The organism is Pseudomonas sp. F9001 (assembly GCF_013385435.1).
Taxonomy (GTDB): domain Bacteria; phylum Pseudomonadota; class Gammaproteobacteria; order Pseudomonadales; family Pseudomonadaceae; genus Aquipseudomonas.
Genome location: NZ_JACAPX010000015.1, coordinates 241270 through 265974, shown reverse-complemented (window position 1 = coordinate 265974; position 24705 = coordinate 241270). Strand labels below are relative to the sequence as shown.

At 63.0% G+C, this 24705-nt stretch carries 21 protein-coding genes and 2 pseudogenes; 9 read left to right on the top strand and 14 right to left on the bottom strand.

Annotated features, from left to right (window positions below; genetic code table 11):
* Positions 1-25 precede the first annotated feature (25 nt).
* Positions 26-889 (bottom strand): LysR family transcriptional regulator, encoded by an 864-nt coding sequence (locus tag HX818_RS17820; RefSeq protein ID WP_177020474.1) that lies wholly within the window; start codon positions 887-889, stop codon positions 26-28.
* A 111-nt stretch (positions 890-1000) separates the two neighbouring features.
* Between HX818_RS17820 and HX818_RS17815 the strand changes: the two genes are divergently transcribed.
* Positions 1001-2191, top strand: a complete 1191-nt coding sequence (locus HX818_RS17815; protein WP_177020473.1) for an MFS transporter — start codon at positions 1001-1003, stop codon at positions 2189-2191.
* Complete coding sequence (locus HX818_RS17810; RefSeq protein WP_008434185.1) at positions 2188-2586, top strand: hypothetical protein; 399 nt, start codon at positions 2188-2190, stop codon at positions 2584-2586. The genes HX818_RS17815 and HX818_RS17810 overlap by 4 nt, the downstream gene beginning before the upstream one ends.
* 102 nt (positions 2587-2688) lie before the next feature.
* Here HX818_RS17810 and HX818_RS17805 read toward each other — a convergent pair whose 3' ends face one another.
* Genes HX818_RS17805 through HX818_RS17790 form a run of 4 tightly spaced genes read right to left on the bottom strand, consistent with a single transcriptional unit; the run spans position 2689 to position 7455 of the window.
* The gene (locus HX818_RS17805; protein ID WP_087692839.1) at positions 2689-3549 is read right to left on the bottom strand and encodes an HlyD family secretion protein; all 861 of its coding nucleotides are present in this window, start codon (positions 3547-3549) and stop codon (positions 2689-2691) included.
* A gap of 10 nt (positions 3550-3559) precedes the next feature.
* Positions 3560-3760: a DUF1656 domain-containing protein gene (locus HX818_RS17800; RefSeq protein WP_003216262.1), complete on the bottom strand. Its 201-nt coding sequence runs from the start codon at positions 3758-3760 to the stop codon at positions 3560-3562.
* On the bottom strand, positions 3750-5933 hold the full coding sequence (locus tag HX818_RS17795; RefSeq protein ID WP_003216260.1) for an FUSC family protein: 2184 nt from the start codon (positions 5931-5933) through the stop codon (positions 3750-3752). Before HX818_RS17795 ends, HX818_RS17800 begins: the two co-directional genes overlap by 11 nt.
* Before the next feature lie 10 nt (positions 5934-5943).
* Positions 5944-7455: an efflux transporter outer membrane subunit gene (locus HX818_RS17790; protein ID WP_177020472.1), complete on the bottom strand. Its 1512-nt coding sequence runs from the start codon at positions 7453-7455 to the stop codon at positions 5944-5946.
* Positions 7456-7637: 182 nt separating this feature from the next.
* Between HX818_RS17790 and HX818_RS17785 the strand changes: the two genes are divergently transcribed.
* Positions 7638-8606 (top strand): LysR family transcriptional regulator, encoded by a 969-nt coding sequence (locus HX818_RS17785; RefSeq protein WP_003216257.1) that lies wholly within the window; start codon positions 7638-7640, stop codon positions 8604-8606.
* A 12-nt stretch (positions 8607-8618) separates the two neighbouring features.
* On the opposite strand, the gene HX818_RS17780 is transcribed toward HX818_RS17785, so the two are convergent.
* Genes HX818_RS17780 through HX818_RS17765 form a run of 4 tightly spaced genes read right to left on the bottom strand, consistent with a single transcriptional unit; the run spans position 8619 to position 14940 of the window.
* Positions 8619-9983 carry a heavy metal sensor histidine kinase gene (locus HX818_RS17780; RefSeq protein ID WP_102606327.1) on the bottom strand — a complete coding sequence of 455 codons (1365 nt, stop codon included), beginning with the start codon at positions 9981-9983 and terminating at the stop codon, positions 8619-8621.
* A complete protein-coding gene (locus HX818_RS17775; protein ID WP_003216255.1) occupies positions 9973-10650 on the bottom strand; it encodes a heavy metal response regulator transcription factor in 678 nt (225 codons plus the stop codon). Before HX818_RS17775 ends, HX818_RS17780 begins: the two co-directional genes overlap by 11 nt.
* 31 nt (positions 10651-10681) lie before the next feature.
* Positions 10682-13777, bottom strand: a complete 3096-nt coding sequence (locus HX818_RS17770) for a multidrug efflux RND transporter permease subunit (protein WP_008434191.1) — start codon at positions 13775-13777, stop codon at positions 10682-10684.
* On the bottom strand, positions 13774-14940 hold the full coding sequence (locus HX818_RS17765) for an efflux RND transporter periplasmic adaptor subunit (RefSeq protein ID WP_003216249.1): 1167 nt from the start codon (positions 14938-14940) through the stop codon (positions 13774-13776). Before HX818_RS17765 ends, HX818_RS17770 begins: the two co-directional genes overlap by 4 nt.
* 214 nt (positions 14941-15154) lie before the next feature.
* On the opposite strand from HX818_RS17765, the gene HX818_RS17760 reads away from it, so the two are divergent.
* From HX818_RS17760 to HX818_RS17750, 4 genes and pseudogenes are all read left to right on the top strand, one after another.
* The gene (locus tag HX818_RS17760; protein ID WP_003216247.1) at positions 15155-15397 is read left to right on the top strand and encodes a hypothetical protein; all 243 of its coding nucleotides are present in this window, start codon (positions 15155-15157) and stop codon (positions 15395-15397) included.
* 169 nt (positions 15398-15566) lie between these two features.
* Positions 15567-16358, top strand: a complete 792-nt coding sequence (locus HX818_RS17755) for a transporter substrate-binding domain-containing protein (protein WP_177020471.1) — start codon at positions 15567-15569, stop codon at positions 16356-16358.
* A 107-nt stretch (positions 16359-16465) separates the two neighbouring features.
* Positions 16466-16747: pseudogene (locus HX818_RS31505) on the top strand (PAS domain-containing protein); the annotation flags it as partial.
* 153 nt (positions 16748-16900) lie between these two features.
* The gene (locus HX818_RS17750; protein WP_371315723.1) at positions 16901-18040 is read left to right on the top strand and encodes a methyl-accepting chemotaxis protein; all 1140 of its coding nucleotides are present in this window, start codon (positions 16901-16903) and stop codon (positions 18038-18040) included.
* Between the two features lie 3 nt (positions 18041-18043).
* Here the strand turns inward: HX818_RS17750 and HX818_RS17745 are convergent, their stop codons facing one another.
* From HX818_RS17745 to HX818_RS17730, 5 genes and pseudogenes are all read right to left on the bottom strand, one after another.
* A complete protein-coding gene (locus tag HX818_RS17745; RefSeq protein WP_003216242.1) occupies positions 18044-18787 on the bottom strand; it encodes a YkgJ family cysteine cluster protein in 744 nt (247 codons plus the stop codon).
* Between the two features lie 108 nt (positions 18788-18895).
* Positions 18896-19378, bottom strand: a complete 483-nt coding sequence (locus tag HX818_RS17740) for an N-acetyltransferase (protein WP_003216240.1) — start codon at positions 19376-19378, stop codon at positions 18896-18898.
* 3 nt (positions 19379-19381) lie between these two features.
* Positions 19382-20284 (bottom strand): chemotaxis protein CheV, encoded by a 903-nt coding sequence (locus HX818_RS17735; RefSeq protein ID WP_102369883.1) that lies wholly within the window; start codon positions 20282-20284, stop codon positions 19382-19384.
* 51 nt (positions 20285-20335) lie between these two features.
* A pseudogene (locus HX818_RS31260) lies at positions 20336-20434 on the bottom strand (outer membrane lipoprotein carrier protein LolA); the annotation flags it as partial.
* Between the two features lie 28 nt (positions 20435-20462).
* Entirely contained in the window at positions 20463-21437 is a 975-nt protein-coding gene (locus HX818_RS17730; protein WP_177020469.1) for a D-glycerate dehydrogenase, read from the bottom strand.
* A gap of 351 nt (positions 21438-21788) precedes the next feature.
* Between HX818_RS17730 and HX818_RS17725 the strand changes: the two genes are divergently transcribed.
* Positions 21789-23111 carry an OprD family porin gene (locus tag HX818_RS17725; RefSeq protein WP_177020468.1) on the top strand — a complete coding sequence of 441 codons (1323 nt, stop codon included), beginning with the start codon at positions 21789-21791 and terminating at the stop codon, positions 23109-23111.
* An 86-nt stretch (positions 23112-23197) separates the two neighbouring features.
* Entirely contained in the window at positions 23198-24691 is a 1494-nt protein-coding gene (locus tag HX818_RS17720) for a sensor domain-containing diguanylate cyclase (protein ID WP_177020467.1), read from the top strand.
* The last annotated feature ends 14 nt before the right edge of the window (positions 24692-24705 follow it).

Sequence of the window (24705 nt, the reverse complement as noted above, 5' to 3'; positions counted from 1 at the left end):
CCGCGCCACACGGTTTCTCGGCTGATCAGCCTTTCATGAAATCAATGAAGGCCCGCACTTTCAGGGGCAAATGCCGGGTATCCGGGTACAACGCGTACACCCCCTGCGGCGCAAATCGATACCCCGGCAGCAACCGCACCAAACGCCCCGCATCCAGGTCTTCCTGCACCAGCCACAGGGGCAGGATCGCCACGCCATGCCCGCGCACGGCAAACGCCTGGAGAATGGCGGCACTGTCGGCAACCAGTGAAGCCTTGCCGGGGCCTGGACGGTACAGGTGCCCATGGCCGGCCGGGTCGAGCACCGTCAACTCCGTCAGCCGCCCGTGCCCCAGCTTGGGCAGTTGCTCCAGCTCTTCCAGCGTGGCGACCCCGGCAAACCCCGGTGCAGCCACGGCGAGGATTTCGTAGCTCGACAGCTGCACCGCCCGATGATTGGAGTCGAGCATCCGCCCCAATCGAATAGCCACATCGAAGCGCTCGGAGATCAGGTCGGCGTGGCTGGAGGAGGTGGATAACTGGATGTTCAATTCCGGGTGCAGGCCGCGAAAGATTTCCACTGCCGGCACCACCACCGCCAATCCGTATTCGACGGTGGTGGTGATCCGCAATGTGCCCTTGAGCTGGCTGTGCTCCGAACGGGCCTCTTCCACCGCCAGGCGCGCTTCTTCCAGCATGCGCGTGCAGCGCAGGTAAAAGCGTTCGCCCGCATCGGTCAGTGCCAGTTGCCGAGTACTGCGGGTCAGCAGGGTCACGCCCAGCTCGGCTTCCAGGCGCTTGAGGTTGAAGCTCACCACTGCTCGCGTCTGCCCGAGGACATCAGCGGCTGCCGTCAACGAACCGGCCTCGACCACGGCCTTGAAGGTGTCGAAACGATCCAGACTGACCATTGGTCACGCGCTCCTTTGTCAAAATATTTTTGACAAACTAACAGTCAAACCGCTGTTTCCCAAGTGCCCGCACCCGCCTACCCTGCCGCCATCCACAGCAGGAACTGCGCAATGACCTACCGCTCGAAAGTCACCTGGATCTTTCTACTGGGCTTCGCCCTCGACCTGGTGAACATGTTTGTCGCCACCATCGCTTACCCGGACATCGCCCGCGAGTTGCACGCCTCGGTCACGCAACTGGCATGGATCGGCAACGCCTACATGCTCGGCCTGACCGTCGTCATTCCCCTGAGTGTTTGGCTGGCGGCGCTGTTGGGTGAGCGCCGGTTGATTGCCGTCAGCCTGTTGCTGTTCGGCGTAGCCTCGGTGCTGGTGGGCCAGGCCGCCTCGATTGAAGCGCTGATCGGCTGGCGCCTGTTGCAGGGCTTGGGTGGCGGCTTGTTGATTCCGGTGGGGCAAGCCTTGGCCTATCGGCATTTTCCGCCGGCAGAACGCAGCCAACTGACAGCCAGGGTCATGCTGGTGGCGCTGCTGATTCCGGCGTTGTCGCCAGCATTGGGCGGCCTGGTGGTGGACAGCGTGTCGTGGCGCTGGATCTTTTTCGCCAACCTGCCGCTGGCGCTGATCACCGTGATGCTGACCTTGCGCTGGCTGGAGGCAGACACGCCCGCGTCCACACGCCCGGCGCTGGAGCTCGGTCACGTATTGGGCCAGGCTCGCCGCCCGATGCTGCGGGTCGCGATGCTGGTCTACCTGTTCATCCCGGGCGTGTTTATCGGCACCAGCCTGGTGGCGATTCTTTATCTGCACGGCCTCGGCTTTACCGCCAGCCTCATCGGCGCGCTGATGCTGCCGTGGGCGCTGGCCTCGGGGCTGGCGATTGCCTTGAGCAAAAAACTGTTCAATCGCTGCGGGCCGAGGCCGCTGCTGCTGGCGGGCATGCTGCTGCAAGCCCTCGGCATCCTGTTGCTGATCGAGCCGCACCCGGTTGTCGTGGTGCTCGCCTACCTCCTGATGGGCCTGGGTGGCAGCCTGTGCAGCAGCACCGCGCAAACCCTGGCCTTTCTCGACATTCCGGCCGAGCGCATGGGGCATGCCAGCGCCTTGTGGAACATCAATCGGCAATTGAGTTTTTGCCTCGGTGCCGCCGTGCTCAGTGGGGTGCTGGCTGCGCTGGACTCGTTCACCGTCACCTTCGCGATTGCCGCGGCGTTGACCCTGTTTCCATTATTTGCCGTACTGTGCCTGGATGCGTCCAAGGTACGGACACTGCTTCACCCTGCCAGCGAGCCCACACGATGATTGACTACCGCGATTTTTTTGATGAAGTGATCCAGGCCCATGTCGAGATCGAGCAATGGTTTGCCGGCACAGCCCCCGAGGGAACACTGGAGGTTTTGCTGAGGCGTTTTTCGCCGGACTTTTCCATGATCACCCCGGCGGGCAAACAACTGGATTTTGCACTGCTCAACCAGCTGTTCAGCCAGGCTGGCGGCAAGCGGCCCGGGTTCAGGATCAGCCTCAGCGAGTTTGCCGGGATTGACCGACATGCCCGTGGCGCGACGGTGAGTTATCGCGAGCAGCAGGTGGATGGCAGCGGTGCCCAAACCGATCGGCGATCGACCGTGGTGTTTGAAAAGCAGGCCAGTGGCGCCCTGCTGTGGCGCCATTTGCACGAGACGTTTCTACAGGCCTGACACGGTAAAAATGTGGGAGCGGGCTTGCTCGCGAATGCGGTGGATCAGTCGATATTTTCGTTGACTGACACACTGCCTTCGCGAGCAAGCCCGCTCCCACATTCAGTTCTGTGTTTGGTTGACGATCACGGTGCAGGTGATCCCCGCCGCCAACAGCACACCTTCCGGCACTTCATCGATATGAATCCGCACCGGCACCCGCTGGGCCAGGCGCACCCAGTTGAACGTCGGGTTCACATCGGCGATCAACTCGCGGCTCTCCGGGTTGTCCCGGTCGTAGATGCCGCGCGAAATGCTTTCCACGTGCCCCTTGAGGGTTTCGCCGCTCATCAACTGCATGTCGGCCTTGTCCCCGACTTTGACGTGGGGCAGCTTGGTTTCTTCGAAGAAGCCGTACACCCAGAACGAGTTCATATCCACCACCGCCATCTTCGCCTCGCCAATACGCGCGTAGTCGCCACGGTGCACGTTGAGGTTGGTGACGTAGCCGTCGACCGCCGCCACCACCTGGGTGCGCTTGAGGTTCAGTTGCGCCGCTTCAAGCTGGGCCAGGGCATGTTGGTAGTCGGCCAGGGCCGAGTCGGCGATGTTACTGGCGTCGTCGCGGTTTTCCTTGGAGATCACCAGGGCGTCGAGGTCGGCGCGGCGGTGGGCGTTGACCTTGCGCATCTCCCAGGTGGCCTTGCGGGAAGCCACCAGGGATTGCGCCTGCTTGACCGCAATCTGGTAATGCTCGGGGTCGATCTGCATCAGCAGGTCGCCCTTTTTCACCAACTGGTTGTCACGCACCGGAACGTTGACCACTTCGCCGGTGACGTCGGCGGCGACGTTGATGATGTCGGCGCGCACCCGGCCATCGCGGGTCCAGGGAGTTTCCATGTAGTGCACCCACAACGTGCGGCCAATCCAGATCGCCAGGGCCAGTACCAGCAAGGTCGCGAGCAGGCTGAAAAACTTTTTCATCGGGGCATTCTCAACGGTAGACGGTCAGCGCCAGGGCGCCGAACAAGCAAGCGAACAGGCTCAGGCGCAGCAGCGCCGGGTGCCAGAAAAAACGGTACAGGTCAAAGCCGGCCAGGAACCGGTCAAGGGCCCAGGCCAGGCCCGCCGCGATCAGAAACATCAGGGTCATGGTGGGCATGTAGACGCCGTGGAAGGCGATTTCACGAGGCATGGGCGGGTCCTTCGGGCTTGAGGGCAGCCAGGGGTGATTGCGGGTCCAGCAATGAGGTGCGGATAAAGTGCAGGTAGCTTTTCACCCGGCGCAGGGCCGAGGTGTCGAAGTGCGGGGCGAAGGGTTCGTCGGTGGCCTGCACGCGGCTGATGGCATGGTCCACGGCGACCAGGCTGCGCTCCAGGTTGCTGGCGCTGGGTTGCAGGAACAGCCGCACCAGCGAACGGCCCATCACCCGGATCGCCTGGCGCCACGGCTGGGACTCGGCATACGCCGGGTGCACCGGCAGGATCGCCTGTTCTTTGCGCAACTCGATGATCGCGTGGCCGACTTCCAGCACCACGAACATCCAGCGCAGCAGGTTGCGTTGCACCTGGGGTTGCCCGGCGGCAAAGCCGTAGGCCTGGTGCAGCAGGTCGCGGGTGCGGCTTTCGAAACCCGACGCCAGGCCCTTGAGTTTGCCGCTGATGGCGAACACCACTTGCTCGCGCAAGTCCTGCTCCAGCCGACGCCACAACCAGCGGCTGTTGGGCGGCAGGATGATCGCGCCCGCCGCCGCACACACCAGCATGCCGATGACCATGGCGATGTAGTCGTTGATGAAGGTGTAGGGGTTGTAGATCGTGAGGTTGTCCGGCACCGAGCCGGTGCTGAAGAAGATCAGCAACCCGACGCCGACTCCCGCGTACTGCGGGCGCGAAGCCAGGAACGAACCGAAGATGATCACCGGCGCGAGCATCACGCACAGCAACGGGAAACCGTCGATCCAGGGGAACACGAAGAACATTTCGACAAAGCCCACCAGCGCCCCGATCAAGGTGCCGCAAGCCATTTGAAAGGCCATGCGCTTGGGGTTGGGGGTGGCGGCCGACAAACCCACCGTCGCCGCGGCGATCAGGGTCATGGTGGCGCCACTGGGCCAGGCCGTGGCCACCCAGTAACTGCCGAGCACGATCAGGATAAACGAGGCGCGAATCCCCGAGGCGGCGCAGGCCAGCCAGTTGGTTTTGGGGGTGTAGGGTTCGTCCCAGTGTTCGCGCTCGTGGCTGTGATCCGCCAGGGAGGCGTGGGTCTGGGCGTAGTTGTGCAAGTCGTCGACGAAGCGGTACAGCAGCTCATAGGCGGTGTGAAAGTCCAACAGTTCGGCGTCGCTGGGGGCGCTTTCCTGGAAGCGGGTGCGCAGGCTGCGCACCTTGGCGGGCAGGCCTTCCTTGTAGGCGTTCAACTGATTGGCCAGGCGCGCCGCATCGGGGCTGGTGAGCGCACGGCCGGAAAAACCGTCGAGCAGTTCCGCCAGGTCTTGCAGGCCCGGCTTGATCGCAGCCACCACGTGATCGGCCTCCTGGCTGCGCAGGCGCTCGAGCAATTGGTGCAAGGCGTTGAAGCGCGTGGTGATGCCCATGAACTCGCTGTTCAAGCGCGTCAGCCGGCCATTGCGCCGACGCATGTGCGGGTCTTCGAACACGGTGATGCTGCGCAGCCCTTCCAGGCCCACGGCTTCGGCGATAAAGCGCACGTTGCTGCGTTCAAAGCCTTCGCGCTCGCTGCGACCGCGCAGGCCGTCGGTGACGAACAGCGCGAACACACCGAAGCGCTGGTACAGGGCGTTGCGCATCGCAGCGCTGGAGGTTTGCGGCAGGATCGCGGCGCTGACCAGCGTGGAGCAGACAATCCCCAACGAGATTTCCAGGACTCGCCACACCGCCGCCATAAACGCGCCGTCGGGATGGGCCAGGGCCGGCAAGCCGACCATCGCCGCGGTGTAGCCGGCCAGCACAAAACCGTAGGCGCGAAAGTTGCGATTGCGGGTCGCGCCAGCAGTGCAGATGCCGACCCAGATCGCCAGCGAACCGAGGAACAGTTCAGTGTTCTGCGCAAACAACGCGATCAGGAACACCATCACCGCCGAGCCCGCCAGGGTGCCCAGGAAGCGGTAGAAACTCTTGGCGAATACCTGGCCGCTTTGCGGCTGCATCACGATAAATACCGTGATCATCGCGGTACGCGGTTGCGGCAATTCCAGGCGCATGGCCAGCCACAGCGTCAGGAACGCCGCGATCAGCACCTTGAAGATATAGACCCAGGTCACGCCATCACTGCGTGCCCAATCGAAGAAACCACGGCGCCACTCAAGCGAGTGCAACCAGCGCAGCGGTGCAGGCAAGGGAGTCATCGCATCCTACTCAGTGATCAAACACGGCGAGGGCCGCCGGGGTCTTGCTCGGTAAGGTCTGGCTGTCCTGAGGCACGTCGCTGCCTGCACCGAGGCCACCGCCCAACGCGGTCACCAGTTCGGCGTGGGCACTCAGGCGTGCAGCCTGGACCTGCTGCTGCACCTGCTGCTGGCGGAACAACAGGCTCTGGGCATTCAGCACGTTGAGGTAGTCGGTGAGGCCGCGCTGGTAGGCGATCATCGCGATGTCATAGGTCTTCTGCGCCGAAGCCACGGATTCGGCGGCGAAGGCTTGCTGCTTGTCCATCGACTCGCGGCGGATCAACTGGTCGCTGATACCCTTGAGCGCATTCACCAGCGTCTGGTTGTAGTGCGCCACAGCAATGTCGTAGCCGGCGCTGGCCTCCCCCAACTGCGAGCGCAGGCGGCCGCCGTCGAAGATCGGCAGGCTGATGGCCGGGCCGGCGGTGTAGTTGAGCTTTTTACCCGTGAGGAAACTCAGCATCCCGCCGCCGGTGGCAACGTAGCCGAGGCTGCCCACCAGGTCGACGTTGGGGTAGAAACCGGCGTGGGCCACATCAATGCCACGGGCCTGGGCCGCCACTTGCCAGCGGCTGGCGACCACGTCCGGGCGCTGGCCGAGCAGTTCGGCCGGCAAGCTCGACGGCAGTTTCAGCGGCGCGGCCAGGGACAAGGTGGGCCGCTGCAACTGCGCGCCCTCCCCCGGCCCTTTGCCCGCCAGCGCGGCCAACTGGTTGCGACTCAGGGCGATCTGTTCATCCAGGGCGTCCAGCTGGCGATGGGTTTCCGGCAGCGGCGTCTCAGCCTGGCTGACTTCGAAGTGGGTGCCGATCCCGCCATTCAAACGCTTTTGCGCAAGGTCGAGAATCTGTTGTTGCTGGGCCAGGGTGGCGGCCACGATATCGCGCTGGGCGAAGTGCAACGACAGCTGGATATAGGCGCGCACCACGTTGTTCTGCAATTCGAGCTGCGCCTGGCGCGCTTCGGCGGCGCTCATGTGGGCCATGTCCACGGCGCGCTCGGTGGCATTGCTTTCGCGGCCCCAGAGGTCGAGGGCATAGCTCAGCCCCAGGGACGCGTTGTTGTCCCAGGTGGTGGAATTGTCCAGCGCGCCTGGGCCGTAGAATTGGTCGCTCGGCCAGTTATGGCGCTTGAGCGTGGCATCACCATTGATCTGCAACGACTCGGCCGACTCGGCGATCCCGGCCATGGCCCGGGCTTCACGCACACGTGCAGCGGCCATGGCCATGCTCGGGCTGCCTTGCACGGCGAGGTCGATCCAGTGGTTGAGTTGCGGGTCGCCGTAGGCTTGCCACCATTGCGCGGTGGGCCAGTGGGCGTCCTGGGCGGCGCTTTTGATCGCCTCGTCGGTGGCCAATGAACTGGCGACGAGTGACTGGCCTTGAGGGGCAATTCCTCCGGTTCCGATGCAGCCGCTGATTGCTAACGATAAGGCCCAAACACTGAGAGTCTTCAGCTCTCTGCTGATGCGACGCGGCACTGCTGCGAATTCCTGAGAGGGTGTTGCGGGGAAGGTGGCGCAATTCTAAGGGGCGGGCCGGATGGCGATAAGGTGGGATTCTTGTGAATCTTTGTTACCGTTCAGGCGATAATCCGTTCGTAGGGATCACTGGATCCTGCAACTTCGTGTCACAATTTGCCATCTCCCCTGAGAGCACCTTAATGGACACCTTGCAAAACATGCGCGCCTTCAGTTGTGTGGCCGAAGCCGGCAGCTTCACCGCCGCCGCCGTGCAGCTGGATACCACCACGGCCAACGTCTCGCGCGCGGTCTCCAACCTTGAGGCCCATCTGCAAACCCGTTTGCTCAACCGCACCACCCGCCGCATCGCCTTGACCGAGGCCGGCAAGCGCTATTTGCTGCGTTGCGAGCAGATCCTGGCGTACGTCGAGGAAGCCGAGGCCGAAGCCAGCGACGCCCACGCCCGCCCCGCCGGGCAGCTGAAAGTGCACACCATGACCGGCATCGGCCAGCACTTCGTGATCGATGCGATTGCCCGCTACCGCCGCACCCACCCGGACGTGACCTTTGACCTGACCATGGCCAACCGCGTGCCGGACCTGCTGGATGAGGGTTACGACGTGTCCATCGTGCTCGCCAGCGAGCTGCCGGATTCGGGGTTTGTCTCGCAGCGCCTGGGGATAACTTACAGCATCGCCTGTGCCTCGCCGGCCTACGTCAAGGCCAACGGCTGCGCGCAACGGCCCAGCGACCTGCTCAACCACGCGTGCCTGCGCCTGGTCAGCCCGGTGATTCAGCTGGATAAATGGTCGTTCAATGGCCCGGAAGGCCAGGAAAGTGTGGCGATCAACAGCTCACCGTTCCTGGTGAACTCGGCGGATGCGATGAAGACCGCGATCACCAGCGGCATGGGCGTTGGCCTGTTGCCGGTGTATGCGGCGATTGAAGGGCTGCGCAACGGCACCCTGGTGCGGGTGATGCCCAACTACCGCTCCCAGGAGCTCAACCTGTACGCCATCTACCCGTCGCGCCAATACCTGGATGCGAAGATCAAGACGTGGGTGGAATACCTGCGCAGTTCCCTGCCGGAAATCATGGCCGCGCATCAGGCGGAACTGGCGGCCTATGAGCTAAGTGGCAGTTTGGGCGGGGTACGACTGAGTAACTGAGGGGGGCAGCCGCTACACCGGCAGTGTAATGCCAAAGGTGTTGCCGCCGCCCTCGCTGCGCACAAACACATCTCCGCCGTGCATCAACGCGATCGCCTTGACGATCGCCAGTCCCAACCCGTGATTCGCCCCGCTATTGCTGCGGGACGCGTCCACCCGATAGAACCGCTCGAACAACCGGGGCAGATGCTCGCTGGCAATCTCATCGCCCGGGTTGGTCACCCCGATCGCCACGTGGTCCTCCAGCACTTCGATCTTCACCTCGATCACCTGGCCAGGCGCCGTATGCTGCACCGCATTGCTCAACAGGTTGATCAACGCCCGGCGCAAGTGCGCCCTCTCGATCTGCACCTGGGCATCGCCGGTCACACGCACCTGCACCTGGGCGTCCTCGAGGATAAAGTCCAGGTAATCCAGGGTGGTCGCCACTTCATCCGCCAGCGAACTGGTGATCAGCTTGGTGGCCTTGCTGCCCTGGTCTGCACTGGCCAGGAACAGCATGTCATTGATGATCGAGCGCAGCCGTTCCAGCTCTTCGAGGTTCGATTGCAGCACCTCGAAATAATGCTCGGCCGAACGCCCACGGGTCAGCGCCACCTGGGTCTGGCCGATCAGGTTGGTCAGCGGCGAGCGCAGCTCATGGGCCACATCGGCGTTGAATGACTCCAGGCGCGAATAGGCCTGTTCTACCCGGTCGAGGGTCGAGTTGAAGGAGTTGACGAACTGCTTCAGCTCCGGCGGCAATGGCGACAATTGCAGGCGCCCGGAGAGTTTCGGCGGTGCAAGTTTCTGCGCCTCGTCCGACAGCTTGATCAGCGGCTTGAGACCGATGCGCGCCACCCAGAACCCCAGCAGCGAGGCCAGCAGCACGCCGACAAACGCCAGGCCGATCAGCGCCACCAGCAGTTGATGCTGGGTGGCGCGGAAGTTCTCGGTGTCGACCGCGATCAGGAAACGCAGCGGCGGGCGCTGCTCCTTGGCTGGAAACTGGCTGACCAATACTTTGAACGGGTAGGCATGGCCCGGCAGGCGCAAGTCGCGCTTGCCGGTCGGGCCGGCGGCAAAGGCGCGAATCTGCGCGTCCGGGTTGCCGTATTCGTAGGTCGGGTCGCTGCTCACCACCCAGAAGCGAATGCGCTTGTCTTCCTCTCCCAACAACTTGAGCTTGGCGGTGATCTTCGCCCAATGGTCCGGCGTACCGAAGCGATTGACCGAAGACTCCAGCACGCTGTAGCGCGCATCCAGCTCGGCCCCGGGCAGCAGGCCCAGGCCTTTGTCCACCTGCTGGTACAGCGCGCCGCCGATCAACAGGAAGATCAGCAGCGCGACCAGGGTGAACATGCCGCTCAGGCGCAGGGCGATGGAGTTAGCCGACACTGCGGTTCTCCAGCACGTAACCCATGCCACGGATGGTGTGCAGCAGTTTCTGTTCGAACGGCCCGTCGAGCTTGGCCCGCAGGCGTTTGATCGCCACTTCCACCACGTTGGCGTCGCTGTCGAAATTGATGTCCCAGACCATTTCCGCAATCGAGGTCTTGGACAGGATTTCACCCTGGCGCCGGGCCAATACGCTGAGCAGCGAGAACTCCTTGGCGGTCAGGTCCAGGCGAACGCCGTTGCGACTGGCCTTGCGGCTGATCAGGTCGATCCACAGGTCGGCGATGGTCACCTGCACCGGCTCATGCCCGCCACTGCGACGGGTCAGGGCTTGCAGGCGCGCCACCAGTTCGAGGAACGAGAACGGCTTGCCGAGGTAATCATCCGCGCCTTCGCGCAGGCCGCGAATACGGTCTTCCACGCGCTCGCGGGCGGTGAGCATGATCACCGGCGTCTGCTTGCGCGCCCGCAGCGCGCGCAAAACACCAAAGCCATCCAGGCCGGGCAGCATCACGTCGAGCACGATGACCGCGTAATCGTTCTCCAGGGCCAGGTGCAACCCTTCGACGCCTTCACGGGCGACGTCGACGGTATAGCCTTGCTCCGTCAGGCCGCGGTGCAGGTAGTCGGCGGTTTTTTCTTCGTCTTCAATAATCAGTACACGCATGAGCCTTTTGTTCCAGGACGGGGCCTCAGCCTCAGTGTGTGATTGCCAGCTGGGGAGCTGGTTTGGGTCTGTGGAAAAACTTCTCGAGGTACAAGTATATGACCGGTGTGGTGAACAGCGTCAGCGCCTGGCTCACCAGCAACCCGCCCACCACCGCGATACCCAGCGGCTGGCGCATTTCCGCGCCGGGGCCGGAGCCCAGCATCAGCGGCACTGCACCCAGCAGGGCGGCCAGGGTGGTCATGATGATCGGCCGGAACCGCGTGACACACGCCTCATAAATCGCTTCCTCGGGCGGCAGGCCGCGTACGCGCTGGGCGTCCAGGGCGAAGTCGATCATCAGGATACCGTTCTTCTTCACGATCCCGATCAGCAGCACCAGGCCGATCAACGCCATGATCGAAAAGTCCTGGCCCATCAGTGACAGCATGATCAGCGCCCCCAACCCCGCCGACGGCAAGGTGGAAATGATCGTCAGCGGGTGCACGAAGCTTTCGTACAGCACACCCAGGATAATGTAGACCGCCACCAGTGCCGCGAGGATCAGCCAGGGCTGGCTGGCCAATGAACTCTGGAACGCCTGGGCCGCGCCCTGGAAGTTGCCGATGATGGTGGTCGGCATGCCGATTTCATTCTTCGCCTGGTTGAGCAGGATCACCGCATCGCCCAACGCGACGCCGGGTGCCAGGTTGAACGACAGGTTGGCCGCCGGGAACATGCCGTCATGGCTGATGGACAAAGGCCCGACGGTGGGCGGGTCGACCTTGGCCACCGCCGACAGCGGCACCATCTCGTTGGTCAACGGCGAGCGCAGGTAGAAGTAGTTCAGGCTTTCGGCCTTGCCGCGTTGCTGGGTGTCCAGTTCCAGCACCACCTGGTACTGGTTGATCTCGGTCTGGAATTCGTTGATCTGGCGCTGGCCGAAGGCGTCGTACAGTGCCTGGTCCACATCGGTGGCGGTGAGGCCAAACCGCGCGGCGGCCTGACGGTCGATGCTGATGTGGGTGATGCTGCCGCCCAGTTGCAAGTCGTTGGACAGGTCGCGGAACGCCGGGTTGGCCCGCAGTTTTTCGGTGAGGCGCTGGGTCCAGGTATTCAGGGTCGGGCCGTCATTGCTCTTGAGCACGTACTGGTACTGGGCGCGGCTGGGGCCGGAGCTCAAGTTGATGTCCTGGCCGGCCCGCAGGTACAGGACGATGCCCGGCACTTTCGCCAGTTTCGGGCGGATCCGGTCGATAAACTGGCTGGCCGACACGTCGCGATCCCCGCGATCTTTCAAGGCAATCCAGAACCGGCCGTTGGCGATGGTCTGGTTGCTGCCGGTCACGCCCACCGAATGGGAGAACGCTTCCACCGCCGGGTCATCCTTGACGATCTCGGCGATTGCCTTGTGCTTGGCGACCATGTCCGGGAACGACACGTCGGCCGCCGCTTCGCTGGTGCCGAGGACGAAGCCGGTGTCTTGTACCGGAAAGAAACCCTTGGGGATAAACACGTAGCCGACCACGGCCAGGGCCAGGGTCACCATGAAGATCGCGGCCATGGTGCGTTGATGGGCCAGGGCGCGGCGCAGATTGCGCGCATAGCCGGCCAGCAGGCGTTCGCTGAAACCGGGTTTGTCGTGGGCATGATGGGTTGGTGCGCGCATGAACAATGCGGCCAGGGTCGGCGCCAGGGTCAGCGAGACCACCACCGAAATCAGGATGGTCGAGGTGGCTGTCAAGGCAAACTCCTTGAACAACCGCCCCACGACACCGCCCATGAACAGCAGCGGGATAAACGCCGCCACCAGCGAGAAGCTGATGGAGACCACGGTAAAACCGATTTCACCCGCGCCCTTGATTGCGGCTTCGCGCTTGTCGAGGCCCGCTTCCAGGTGGCGGTGAATGTTCTCCACCACCACGATCGCATCGTCCACCACAAACCCCACGGCGATCACGATCGCCACCAGGGTCAGGTTGTTCAGGCTGAAGCCCATCAGGTACATCAGGGCAAAACTGGCCACCAGCGACACGCCGAGCACGCTGGACACGATCAACGTGGCCGACAGCTGGCGCAGGAACAGCGCCATCACCGCCACCACCAGCAGGATGGCGATCAGCAGGGTCACTTCCACTTCATGCAGGGACGCGCGGATGGTCTTGGTGCGGTCGGTCAACACACTGACCTGCACCGAGGCCGGCAGCATGGCTTGCAGGCGCGGCAGTTCGGCTTGAATGCGGTCCACGGTCTCGACGATGTTCGCGCCGGGCTGGCGGGAGATCACCAGGTTGACCCCTGGCGTGTCGCCGGACCAGGCCTGCACGTAGGCGTTTTCCGAGCCGTTGATGACTTTGGCGATATCCCGCAGCTGTACAGGTGCCCCGTCCTTGTAGGACACGATCAGTTGGGCGTAATCCTCGGGGTGGAACAACTGGTCGTTGGTCGAGAGGGTCGACACGCTGTTCTCGCCGTAGATCGCGCCCTTGGCCAGGTTCAGGCTCGATTGCTGGATCGCCAGGCGCACGTCCGCCAGGGTCAGGCCGATGGCCGCGAGTTTATCGGCCGACGCCTGCACCCGGATGGCCGGGCGTTGCTGGCCGGTAATGTTGATCTGGCCGACCCCGTCGATCTGGCTGATCTGCCGGGCCAGCAGGGTTTCCACGTAGTCGCTCAGCTCGGTGCTGGGCATGCTGTCGGAGCTGACGCTGAGGATCAGCACCGGGCTGTCCGCCGGGTTGACCTTCTTCCAGGTCGGCAGGCTCGGCATGTCGCTGGGCAGTTTGCCGGACGCGGTGTTGATCGCCGCCTGCACTTCCTGGGCGGCGGTGTCGATGCTCTTGGTGAGAGTGAATTGCAGGGTCAGCAGGCTGGAGCCCAAGGCGCTGCTGGAAGTCATCTGGGTCATGCCGGGGATGGCGCTGAATTGCACCTCCAGCGGCGTTGCCACGGATGAGGCCATGGTGTCCGGGCTGGCGCCGGGCAGCGTGGCGCTGACCTGGATCGTCGGAAATTCCGCTTCCGGCAGTGGGGCGATGGCCAGGCGTGGAAAGGCAATCATCCCGAGCAATACCAGCGCGAAGGTCAGCAGCAAGGTGGCGACCGGGTGGTCGACGCACCAGGCCGACGGCGAACGACTGCCACTCATGGCTGCACCTTGGCATCAACGGTCTGGATCACCTGCGGCGGCTCCTTGAGCACATCGACCTGGGCGCCCGCCTTGAGCCGGGACTGGCCGTCGCTGACCAGCACATCGCCGGCCTGCACACCCTGGAGGATGTTCATGTCGCTGTTCTGGTACAGCACCTGCACCGGCACCACCTCAACCTTGTCCCCCTTGAGCCGGTACACGAAGTGCGAATCCAGGCCGCGTTGCACCACGGTAGGCGGCACCACCAGGGCATTCTTGTGCAGGGCGGTCTGGATGCGGATCGTCACCAACTGCCCCGGCCAGAGTTTCTGAGCGCCGTTGCTGAACTCGGCCTTGGCGCGGATGGTGCCGGTGGTGCCGCTGATCTGGTTGTCGATCAGGCTCAGGCGGCCCTCCCCCAGCAGGTCGCCGGTCTGGCCGTCGGTGTCGGCGCCCATGTAGGCGTTGACGTCGGCGGGCAGTTGCGCGGCGATCAGGCCTTGCAGGGTCGGCAGCATCTGTTGCGGCAGGGAGAACTCGACGGCAATCGGGTCGATCTGGGTCACGGAGAACAGGCCCTGGGTGTCGCTCATGCGCAGGAAGTTGCCTTCATCCACTGTGCGAATCCCGACGCGACCGGTAACCGGCGAGCGAATCTGGGTGTAGGAAAGCTGCACCTGGGCCGAATCAATCGCGGCCTGGTTGCCTTGGGCCGTGGCCTTGAGCTGGTTGACCAGGGCTTGTTGCTGGTCATAGGTCTGCTTGGACACGCCGTCGTCGATGCTCAGTTCCTTGTAGCGCTTGAGGTTGACCAGCGCGACTTGCAGTTGCGCCTGGCTTTCCCCGAGCTGCGCCTTGGCCTGGTCCAGGCTGGCGCGGATCGAGCGGTCATCAATGGTCGCCAGCAGGTCGCCGGCCTTCACCAGTTGACCTTCCTTGACCAGCAATTTGGTAAGGATGCCGTCGATCTGCGGGCGAATCACCACACTGTGCAACGACAGCACCGAGCCGATGCCGCTGACAAACCGCGGGATGTCCTGCTGTTTGACGCTGATCACCCGCACCGGGATCGCCGACGATGCGGTCAGTTTGGTCTTGGCCGGGCGGGTCACCACCCAGGCAACCACGGCCAGTACCACAAGGACGCCCACGATCAAGGCAGGTTTTCGTTGAATGTGCATGGGGTGAGGCGCCAGGGCAAAGGATCGGAAGAATGAAGGCTCTTTATAGCCCGCCAACCGGGTCAGCAAAGTGACTGCTAACTGACAGCGCCGTCAGTAAAGTCCGACCATTCGTACGAGCAGTGGTTAAAGATCCGAGGCGCGCAGGTATACTGCGCGGCGGTGTGGCCTGCAAGTCGGGCCCGCGTCATTTTCAGTACTCCCCGGAGCCACCATGAATTCCCCGACACAACCCGCTGTTGAAGCGGTCGACATCGACCAACAGGCCAACCCTGACAGCGTCGAAGGCGAAACCAAGGCCGAGATCCCGGCGTTCAAGTTTCCGTTCAAGCCGGGCGAACTGGCCGGGGCGAAAAACGCCAGCCAGCCGTGGTACAAAAACGGCGCCAAGAACGGCCACACCAAGAGCCCGGGCATGGCGCCTCCCGGCACCCGTCGCTCGATGGGCAAGCGCTGACCGGTAATAAATCCTCCGTAATGGAGATTTATGCCTACAACAGTTACTGACGTTTCGCCTTGTAGGCCTGCGGCCAATTCTTGAAAGCTTGCATGACACCCGCTTGCCCCGACTCTTTCGCTCGGGGCTGGACGTGGTAAAGCTGGTTTTCTGGAAAAGGACGTCCCCTGTGGTTCTGATACGCACCTGTGTCGTGCTGTTGTTGTCGCTGATGGCCAGCGTTTTCTCCACCACTGCGGCCAGCGGTCAACCACGGCATGAAATTCGTTTCGCCGTTGCTGCGCAATTTCCACCCTTCCAAAGCCGCAATCAACATGGCCAGCTTGCAGGGCTGAACATCGAGCTGGGCAATGCCTTATGCATACAGCTCAATGTGCGGTGTACCTGGGTCGACCAGGTCCTTGTGGAAAACTTCCCCGCCCTTGAAGCCAGGCAATTCGACGCGATCATGGGCATGGCCCCTACACTGAAACGGCGCCAGCGGGTGAATTTCACCGATAACCTTTATCCGATCACCACGCGCCTGGTGGCCCGCAAGACATCGGGGTTGAAGCCGACCCCACGGTCACTGAAGGGCAAGCGCGTGGGCGTTCTGGTGGGCAGCAACCGCGAAGCCTTCGCCCTGTCGAAGTGGGCGCCCAAGGGGGTCATCGTCAAGGCATTCTGGCGCAATGACGAGCTGATCCGCAGCCTGCTGGCAGGCGACATCGATGCAACATTGCAAGGCACCGTGGAAATCCGTGAGGCGCTGCTCGATACCGCTGATGGTCAGGTTTTCGACTTCCTCGGCCCTCACGTCTCCACCGAACTGCTGGGTAACGGCGTGGCGATCGCACTGCGCAAGCCCGACACCGCCTTGCGCAGCGCCCTCAATCACGCCCTCGATCAACTGAAACAGAGCGGCGAATACCAACGCATCATCGAGCCCTACCGCCTGGACGCGCCGCTCTCCAGACCGTAATGGCCAATTAATTGCGCGGAACATGAGCTGGATCAGTATTTGCCCAACCGGTGCGCTTAGAGTCGACGCCCTGCCGACTCCTCCAACAATCACGAGCGCGCTTTTCCATGAAGATCAATCTGCCGGTCACCGGTCGAAATGTGGATTTTGCCCCCGACGCCAATATCCTCTCGACCACCGACCTGACCAGCGCAATTACCTACGCCAACCAGGACTTCATCGATATCAGCGGCTACACCCGCGAGGAGCTGCTGGGCACGCCGCACAACCTGCTGCGTCACCCGGACATGCCGGCCGCGGCGTTTGCGCACATGTGGCAGGTATTGAAAAGCGGTCGCTCGTGGATGGGTATGGTGAAAAATCGCTGCAAGAACGGCGATCACTATTGGGTCAGTGCCTATGCCACGCCGGTCACCCGGGACGGCGTGACGGTGGAGTATCAATCGGTGCGCACCAAGCCCGATGCACGGCGGGTGCATCGGGCCGAACGGGCCTATGCCTGCCTGCGTGCCGGCACTCGGCGAGCACGGCCCGTGGTGGGCATGACCTTCAAGCTGTCGGCATGGGTCCTGGGGGCTTGCGCCACAACCTGGGCATTGGGCCTTGGGCTGGCGACTTATTCGCTGACCTGGCAACTGCTGGCGGGAACGGCGGCCTGCGCCGCGGGGATAGCGGGTGTGCACGGCTTGTTACGGCCCCTGGCACAGTTGAACCAGCGGGCACGGCTGATTGCCGATAACCCGCTGAGCCAGGCGATCTACACCGGGCGCAAGGACGAGTTCGGGCGTATCGAGTTTGCCATGCAGATGCTGGAGGCGCAGGTGGGCGCGGTGGTCGGCCGGATTGGCGATGCGTCGCAACGTCTGTCCGGCCATGCCGCGGCGCTGGTGCAACAACTGGACAGCAGCCACACCAGCAGCCTCGGCCAACAGACCCAGACGGATCAGGTCGCCGCTGCGATCAATCAAATGGCCGCCAGCGTGGCGCAAGTCGCCGAGCACGCGCTGCAGGCGTCCAGGGCCGCAGACCAGGCCGGCAGCGAAACCCGCGAGGGCCATCAACGAGTGGATGAAAGCCGCGACGCGGTGCTGCGTTTGTCCGAGGAACTGGCGCGGGCCACCGCAGTGATCCATCAACTGGAAAGCCACAGCGGCGATATTTCCGGGGTGCTGGAAGTGATCCGGGCGATTGCCGAACAGACCAACCTGCTGGCGCTGAATGCCGCCATCGAAGCGGCGCGGGCCGGGGAGCAAGGACGCGGGTTTGCCGTGGTGGCCGATGAGGTACGAGGCCTGGCCCAGCGTACGCAGGATTCGACCAATGAGATCCAGCGCATGATCAGCACCCTGCAAGGCGGCGCCCGGGATGCGGTGCAGGCGATGGCGCAAAGCAGCCAGCATGTGGAGGCCAGCGTCGATCAGGCCCAGCGCGCCGCTGCCGCACTGGATGGGATCAGCCAGCGAGTGACCCGAATTACCGCCATGAGCCAGCAGATCGCGGCGGCGGTGGAAGAACAGAGTGCGGTGAGCGAAGACATCAATCGCAACATCATCGGCATTCGCAATGCCGGGGAAGTGACGGTCAGCGCTGGCCAGCAGAGCCAGCTCAGCTCAGGGGACGTGGCGGGGCTGGCGGATGACTTGCGGCGGTTGGCGGAGGAATTCTGGGGCAAGCGGCGCTAGCGCTTAAGCCGCCCGCAATGAAATGAAGGCGTAGTTCGCCGGCACCTCGGTGGCAATCCGGGCGCCGGCATCCAGCAGTTGCTCGGCAATGTCCATCCCGGACACATGAAACACCCACTCATTGGCCTGCACGACTTCTTGCGTCGCCAACTCGATCGCCTGGGCAAACAGGCCCATGTCGGGCAAGTACGCGGTAAACCCATCGCCCTTGAGCGCCGTGGTATGGATGCCCAGCAACCCGCACACGGCTTCCTTGGCCTGGATATCATCGCGGTCAGCCTGGCGTGAGCGGCGGATCAACTCGGCCAGCTCCTTGTCCATCAACTCGCCCCCCACGATCAGCGCCGGCCCCTGCTCCCAGGATTCCGGCGGGCAGTCCTTGGCGGCCGGGTTCAACGGGATGTGCGGATTGATCTCCATCGGGTAGATGCGGCACACCAACGGCCGCCGCTCGTAAATGCGGCAACGGTCGTCTTCGTCAAGATTCCGGCAGCGCCCGGCGTTATAGGCGGCAAAGGTGATTGCCACATACGCCTCGGTATTGCCGCTGGGCACGATGGCGGAACGGCGTTGTGCGTGGTCACGTTGCAACTCGGGCAGCCCCAGGCCACTGCCCAGGAAACCTTCCACCAGCACGATGACATTACCGCCGTCAGCCGCCCAGCTGCGGGCTTCTTCGAGGGTCAAGGGCACATGGTGGTCGGTGCAGCATTTACCGCAACCGACGCAGGAAAAATGGGTATTCATGGAGGATCTGTCACCAGGCAAGGTCAGAAGGCACTCATGAACGGTGGCGGGTTTTTGCCTCTGTTCACCGTTCTGCCTCTGTGCAAAGCAAGTTATGCGCCAGCGCCGTCAGTCCTCGGGGACAAGGTCGCGAAGCACAAACACCATGCCCACACGTTCATACAGCCGCCGTGCCCGCAAGTTGGACTCCAGCACCTTGAGGTCGACAAACGCTTCGCCGCGTTGCTTGAACACCTGGAAGGTGTGCAGCAATAACGCACGGCCCAACCCCATGCCCTGGGCACAGGGGTGAATGGCCAGGTTCTTGATGTAGGCGCTGGTCCAGCATTGGGACACACCCAGAATGCCGCTGGCGTTACTCGCCACCAGGCACAGTTTTGGGTCGAACTCGGCATCGGTAACGAACTGCTGGCGCCAGTGCTCAAGGGAGCCGACGCGTCCGCCGCCTTGTTCCTGGGCCAGGCTCAATACCGCGTGGATCGCCGGGGCCATGGCTTCGCGGTAATGATCCAGCTGGATATCCGCCGGCCACTGCGGGGCGGGCAGGCTGCCGGTGAGGTCGCGGCGCAGCAGCTGGAAATATTCACCCACCGGTCACAGGCCCTGTTGCGCCACGGTCTGGGCGGCTACCACCAGGCACTTGGTCAGTTCCGGCGAAGAAAACTTGGTGAGTACCGCATTGGCGCCGGCCAGGCGGGCTTTTTCGCTGTTCATCGCACTGTCCAGGGAGGTGTGCAGCAGCACATAGAGGTCCTGGAAGTCCGGGGTTTCCCGCAGGGTACGGGTGAAGGCGTAGCCGTCCATTTCGGACATTTCGATGTCCGAGACCACCACGTTGATTTGCTCGACGGTGCCTTGCAGCTCCAGCAAACGGTCAATTGCTTCCTTGGCGCTGCGGGCGGTGTGGCAGGTGAGGCCGAGGTTGCGCAGGGTGTGCACCGATTGCTGCAGGGCCACCTGGCTGTCGTCCACCACCAGGATTCGGGCGTTGCCCAGCACTTCGGCTTCTTCCATGGTCAGGTCGGTGGGCGCCGCTTCGATCTGCGCCGGGGCGATGCCGTGGATGACTTTCTCGATGTCCAGCACTTGCACCAGGGCGCCTTCGACCTGGGTCACGCCGGTGATAAACGAACGCGTACCGCCGGAACCAAACGGCGGCGGGCGAATGTCGGTGGTCAGGCAGTGCACGATCTTGCTTACCGCCTGCACATGCAGGCCCTGCTTGGAACGGCTTACATCGGTGACGATCAGGCAGCCGCCGTCCGGGTCTTGCAGGGGCATTTCCCCCAGGGCGCGGCTCAGGTCGATCACCGACAACGCGGTGCCGCGCAAGGTGGCGATGCCTTTGACGTGGGGGTGCGACTCCGGCAGCTTGGTCAGCGGCGGGCAGGGAATGATTTCACTGACTTTCAGCAGGTTGATCGCCATCAGCTTGCCGCTGCGCAAGGTAAAGAGCAGAAGCGAGAGTGAATCTGCGCGGGCTTTGGTGGTGGACATAAAAACCTTCTGTGGATCAGGGATGACGATCTATAGACCGTTATCGACTTGCACGCGAAAAACTGTAGGAGCGAGCTTGCTCGCGAAGAACCTGAGGGCGCTGTGTTTATCCAGGCTGCCCGCGTTATCGTTGACGCGTTTCGCGAGCAAACTCGCTCCTACCTACAACAAGCAGTCGTCAGCCCTTCCACACCTGCGGGTTTACCAGATCCTGCGGACGCTCGCCCAGCAAGGCGCTGCGCAGGTTTTCCAGGGCGCGGTTGGCCATGGCTTCGCGGGTCTCGTTGGTGGCCGAGCCGATGTGCGGCAGGGTCACCGCATTGCTCAGCTGGAACAGCGGCGACTCGGACAGCGGCTCCTGCTCATACACATCCAGGCCCGCACCACGGATTGTGTGGTTTTGCAGGGCCTGGATCAGCGCCGGCTCATCCACCACCGGGCCACGGGAGATGTTCACCAGGATCGCACTGGATTTCATCAGGCCCAGCTCGCGATGGCTGATCAGGTGGCGGGTTTTCTCGCTCAGTGGCACCACCAGGCAGACGAAATCGGCTTCGGCCAGCAACTGGTCGAGGCTGCGAAACTGCGCGCCGAGTTCCTGTTCCAGTTCGGTCTTGCGGCTGTTGCCGCTGTACAGAATCGGCATATTGAAACCCAGGCGACCCCGACGGGCGACGGCCGCGCCGATATTGCCCATGCCGACGATGCCCAGGGTCTTGCCGTGTACATCACAGCCAAACAGCGGCGCGCCGACGCTGGCTTTCCACTGGCCGGCCTTGGTCCAGGCGTCCAGTTCGGCGACGCGGCGGGCGCTGCTCATCAGCAGGGCGAATGCCAGGTCGGCGGTGCTTTCGGTGAGCACATCCGGGGTGTTGGTGAGCATGATCCCGCGCTCATTGAAGTACGCCAGGTCGTAGTTGTCGTAGCCCACCGACACGCTGGAAACCACTTCCAGTTTGCTCGCACCTTCCAGTTGCGCGCGGCCCAGTTTGCGGCCTACGCCGATCAGGCCGTGGGCATGGGGCAAGGCTTCGTTGAACTGGGCGTTGATGTCGCCCTGCTTGGGGTTGGGGGCGATGACATCGAAATCCTGTTGCAGGCGTTCGATCATTTCCGGGGTGACGCGGCTGAAGGCGAGGACGGTCTTTTTCATGGAAGGCGGGCTCATCGACTACGTGGGAATGGCAAGCACGCTAACATTCTTGGGTAGGGCTTGTCAGGCCGCCCCTCACACCCCACTGCCAGACTGTTGCGATTTGGGCAACAGTCATTATCTTGTTACACTCTGTATCGCACCGCTCACCTGCGCTAATTTGTCGCATCGATGAGCGCAGCGGTTAAGACCGACCCGCTCTCCCCCGATTTCCCTCGACTTATTTCCAGGGCTCTACACTGGGAATCTGTCTTAAAGCCGCTGAGTTCAGCGGCTTTTTTTTGCGCTGAAAAAAGGCCAGGAACCCCAACAACACTGGCCGGTTTCGATTGACCCAAAGGAGCTCCACCGGTGAAAACCTCGCTGACGTTCACCCCGTTATTCCTCGCGATCGCTGCAACGATCGTTCCCCTTGCCCACGCGGCAGACACCCCGGCCACCGACGGCTTCGTCGAAGGTTCCAGCTTCAAGATCAACACCCGCAACTACTACATGAACCGCGACCGTCGCGACATTCACACCGATGACAGCAAGGAATGGGGCCAGGGCTTCATCGGCATCTTCGAATCCGGCTACACCCCCGGCATCGTCGGCTTCGGCCTGGACGCCAACGCCATGCTCGGCCTCAAGCTCGACGGCGGTGGCGGCACCGACGGCTCGAGCATCCTGCCGGTAAGCTCCGGCAACGGCAAAGCGCCCGGCTCGTTCTCCACCGCCGGCGCCACCCTGAAAATGCGCGCCTTCGACACCGAACTGAAAGCCGGCGACCTGTTCCTCAACAACCCGGTGATTGCCGGCGGCATGACCCGCATGCTGCCCCAGACCTTCCGCGGCGTGAGCCTGACCAACCACAGCCTGGACGGCTGGATGTTCGAGGGCGGCCAGGCCAGCTTCACCAAGCTCTACAACCAGAGCGGCCGTCGCCGCATCGGCACCAGCTACGGCGCATTGCCCAATGGCGAAGACAGCCGCCACCTGGACTGGGCCGGCGTGTCCTTCAGCGGCGTGCCGGGGCTGACCAGCAACCTGTACGCGTCCGAACTCAAGGACATCTGGAACCAGTACTACTACGACCTGGACTACACCTGGCAGTTGAACGAGCTGGTCAGCCTGAACCCGGGCCTGCACTACTACCACACCCAGGAGACCGGCAAAGCCTTGCTGGGCGACATCGACAACAACACCTACAGCCTGCATTTCACCGTGGGCGTGGGCAATCACAGCGTTACCGCCGCCTACCAGCGGGTCAACGGCAACACGCCGTTCGACTACATCAGCCAGGGCGACAGCATCTACCTGGACAACTCCCAGCAATACTCCGACTTCAACGGCCCCAACGAGCGCTCGTGGAAGCTCAAGTACGCCTATGACTTCGTCGGGCTGGGCCTGCCGGGCCTGACCTCGGCGGTGTCGTATATCAGCGGCAAGACCGACCTGACCACGGTCGATCCGGACAGCCGTGGTTACTCATCCTGGTACAGTGCCGACGGCAAGAACGCCAAGCACTGGGAACGGGACATCGACCTCAAGTACGTGGTGCAAGGCGGCAAGGCCAAGGACCTGGCCGTGCGCCTGCAATGGGCGACCAATCGCGGCGGCAATGGCTACGCGGCAGTGGACCGGGACGTGGATGAGTACCGCGTGATCGTCGACTATCCGATTGACGTTTTTTAACCTTCAGGCTTTCTTTTAGCGGCGACGACTTATTTTTCACAGCATGGAACTAAACTGCCAGCATCTTGAGTGCCGAAGCCAGTCCCATGATTCAACGCCGCGCCTTCACCCTGCCTGCACGCCCGGAGCTTTTGCTGATTCTGGGCAGTGGCCTTACTGTCGTGCTGATCGTGGTCATCGTTGCCGTACTGCTGATCCGCGAACACGCCAGCGCCTTGCAGGCAGCCAAGCGTGCCACCAGCAATATCACCCAACTGATCAATGCCGATGTGCTGCGCAACGTCGAGCTCTACGACCTGGCGCTGAACGGCCTGATCACCGCAACCACTCGCGATGACCTGCCCCAGGTTTCCGCCGAAGTCCTGCATATGGTGCAGTTCGACCAGTCCACGGCCGCCCCTTTCAAAGGCGAAGTCCTGCTACTGGACAAAACCGGCGCGGTCACCGCCGACTCTTCCACGCTGGCGCCCACACCCCGCAACTTCGCCAATCGCGATTATTTCCAGGTGCACCAGCAGAACCCCGATGCCGGGCTGTTCATCAGTCGGCCCTTCAGGATTCGTTGCGACTGCGATCAAGTCTGGCGCATCGCCTTCAGCCGCCGGGTGCCCGGGCCCAATGGCGAGTTTGCCGGTGTGGCGGTGGCAACCATGCGCCTGGCGTATTTCGACCAGCTGTTCAATAGCCTGACCATCGGCAGCGGCAGCAGCATCAACCTGCTGAATAACGACGGCATCCTGCTGGCCCAGCAGCCGCTGCTCGAAAGAGACATGATCAACAAGGACCTGAGCGCGCGGCCCAACTTCAAGCGAATGCTGCGCGAAGGCAGCGGCAGTTTCAGCGCCATCTCCGCCATCAGTGGCGCGCAACGGCTGTACACCTTCACCAGCGTCGGCGCGCTGCCGCTGATTGTGGTGGTGGCGTTGTCGAGCGATGACGTGTTTGCCGCCTGGAAGCGCTCCGCCCTGCTGATCAGTGGCGCCACCGGCGTACTGTGTGTGGGGCTGTTGTGGCTGACCTGGATGCTGCGCCTGGAACTGCGCCGCCGCTATCGTGCCGAGAAGGTGTTGTCGGAACTGGCGGCCACCGACGGCCTCACCGGCCTGGCCAACCGCCGCACCCTCGACCAGCGCCTGCGCCTGGAATGGGAGCGCGCGCAACGCTCAGGCGAGCCACTGGCCTTGCTGATGATTGATGTCGACCACTTCAAGGCCTTCAACGACCGCCATGGTCACCAGGGTGGCGACGAGGCCTTGCGCAACGTGGCCCGGGTCATCGGCAGCAATATTCGTCGCCCCGCCGACCTGGCTGCGCGCTACGGCGGCGAAGAGTTCGCGGTGATCCTGCCGGATACCGACGGCGAGGGCGCAAGCACCATCGCCGAACATATCCGCAGTGCGGTGGAGCACTTGCCACCGGCGGACGGCGACGCGCTGTCGGTCACCGTCAGCGTCGGGCTCAGTACCTGGGACAAACGCAGCCGTGGCTCGCTGGAAGAGCTGCTGCTGAGTGCCGATCGGGCGCTGTATGACGCCAAGCATTCCGGGCGCAACCGCATCGTTCACAGCCAGGCCACATAAGCCGTTATCAGCAA

Excerpts from the sequence above, each read along its gene's own strand:
- HX818_RS17730 (WP_177020469.1), bottom strand. The coding sequence starts at position 21,437 with ATGAAAAAGACCGTCCTCGCCTTCAGCCGCGTCACCCCGGAAATGATC.
- HX818_RS17720 (WP_177020467.1), top strand. The coding sequence starts at position 23,198 with ATGATTCAACGCCGCGCCTTCACCCTGCCTGCACGCCCGGAGCTTTTG.
- HX818_RS17745 (WP_003216242.1), bottom strand. The coding sequence starts at position 18,787 with ATGAATACCCATTTTTCCTGCGTCGGTTGCGGTAAATGCTGCACCGAC.
- HX818_RS17750 (WP_371315723.1), top strand. The coding sequence starts at position 16,901 with ATGACCTTCAAGCTGTCGGCATGGGTCCTGGGGGCTTGCGCCACAACC.
- HX818_RS17800 (WP_003216262.1), bottom strand. The coding sequence starts at position 3,760 with ATGCCTCGTGAAATCGCCTTCCACGGCGTCTACATGCCCACCATGACC.
- HX818_RS17805 (WP_087692839.1), bottom strand. The coding sequence starts at position 3,549 with ATGAAAAAGTTTTTCAGCCTGCTCGCGACCTTGCTGGTACTGGCCCTG.
- HX818_RS17810 (WP_008434185.1), top strand. The coding sequence starts at position 2,188 with ATGATTGACTACCGCGATTTTTTTGATGAAGTGATCCAGGCCCATGTC.
- HX818_RS17735 (WP_102369883.1), bottom strand. The coding sequence starts at position 20,284 with ATGTCCACCACCAAAGCCCGCGCAGATTCACTCTCGCTTCTGCTCTTT.
- HX818_RS17760 (WP_003216247.1), top strand. The coding sequence starts at position 15,155 with ATGAATTCCCCGACACAACCCGCTGTTGAAGCGGTCGACATCGACCAA.
- HX818_RS17785 (WP_003216257.1), top strand. The coding sequence starts at position 7,638 with ATGGACACCTTGCAAAACATGCGCGCCTTCAGTTGTGTGGCCGAAGCC.
- HX818_RS17765 (WP_003216249.1), bottom strand. The coding sequence starts at position 14,940 with ATGCACATTCAACGAAAACCTGCCTTGATCGTGGGCGTCCTTGTGGTA.
- HX818_RS17795 (WP_003216260.1), bottom strand. The coding sequence starts at position 5,933 with ATGACTCCCTTGCCTGCACCGCTGCGCTGGTTGCACTCGCTTGAGTGG.
- HX818_RS17770 (WP_008434191.1), bottom strand. The coding sequence starts at position 13,777 with ATGAGTGGCAGTCGTTCGCCGTCGGCCTGGTGCGTCGACCACCCGGTC.
- HX818_RS17815 (WP_177020473.1), top strand. The coding sequence starts at position 1,001 with ATGACCTACCGCTCGAAAGTCACCTGGATCTTTCTACTGGGCTTCGCC.
- HX818_RS17775 (WP_003216255.1), bottom strand. The coding sequence starts at position 10,650 with ATGCGTGTACTGATTATTGAAGACGAAGAAAAAACCGCCGACTACCTG.
- HX818_RS17820 (WP_177020474.1), bottom strand. The coding sequence starts at position 889 with ATGGTCAGTCTGGATCGTTTCGACACCTTCAAGGCCGTGGTCGAGGCC.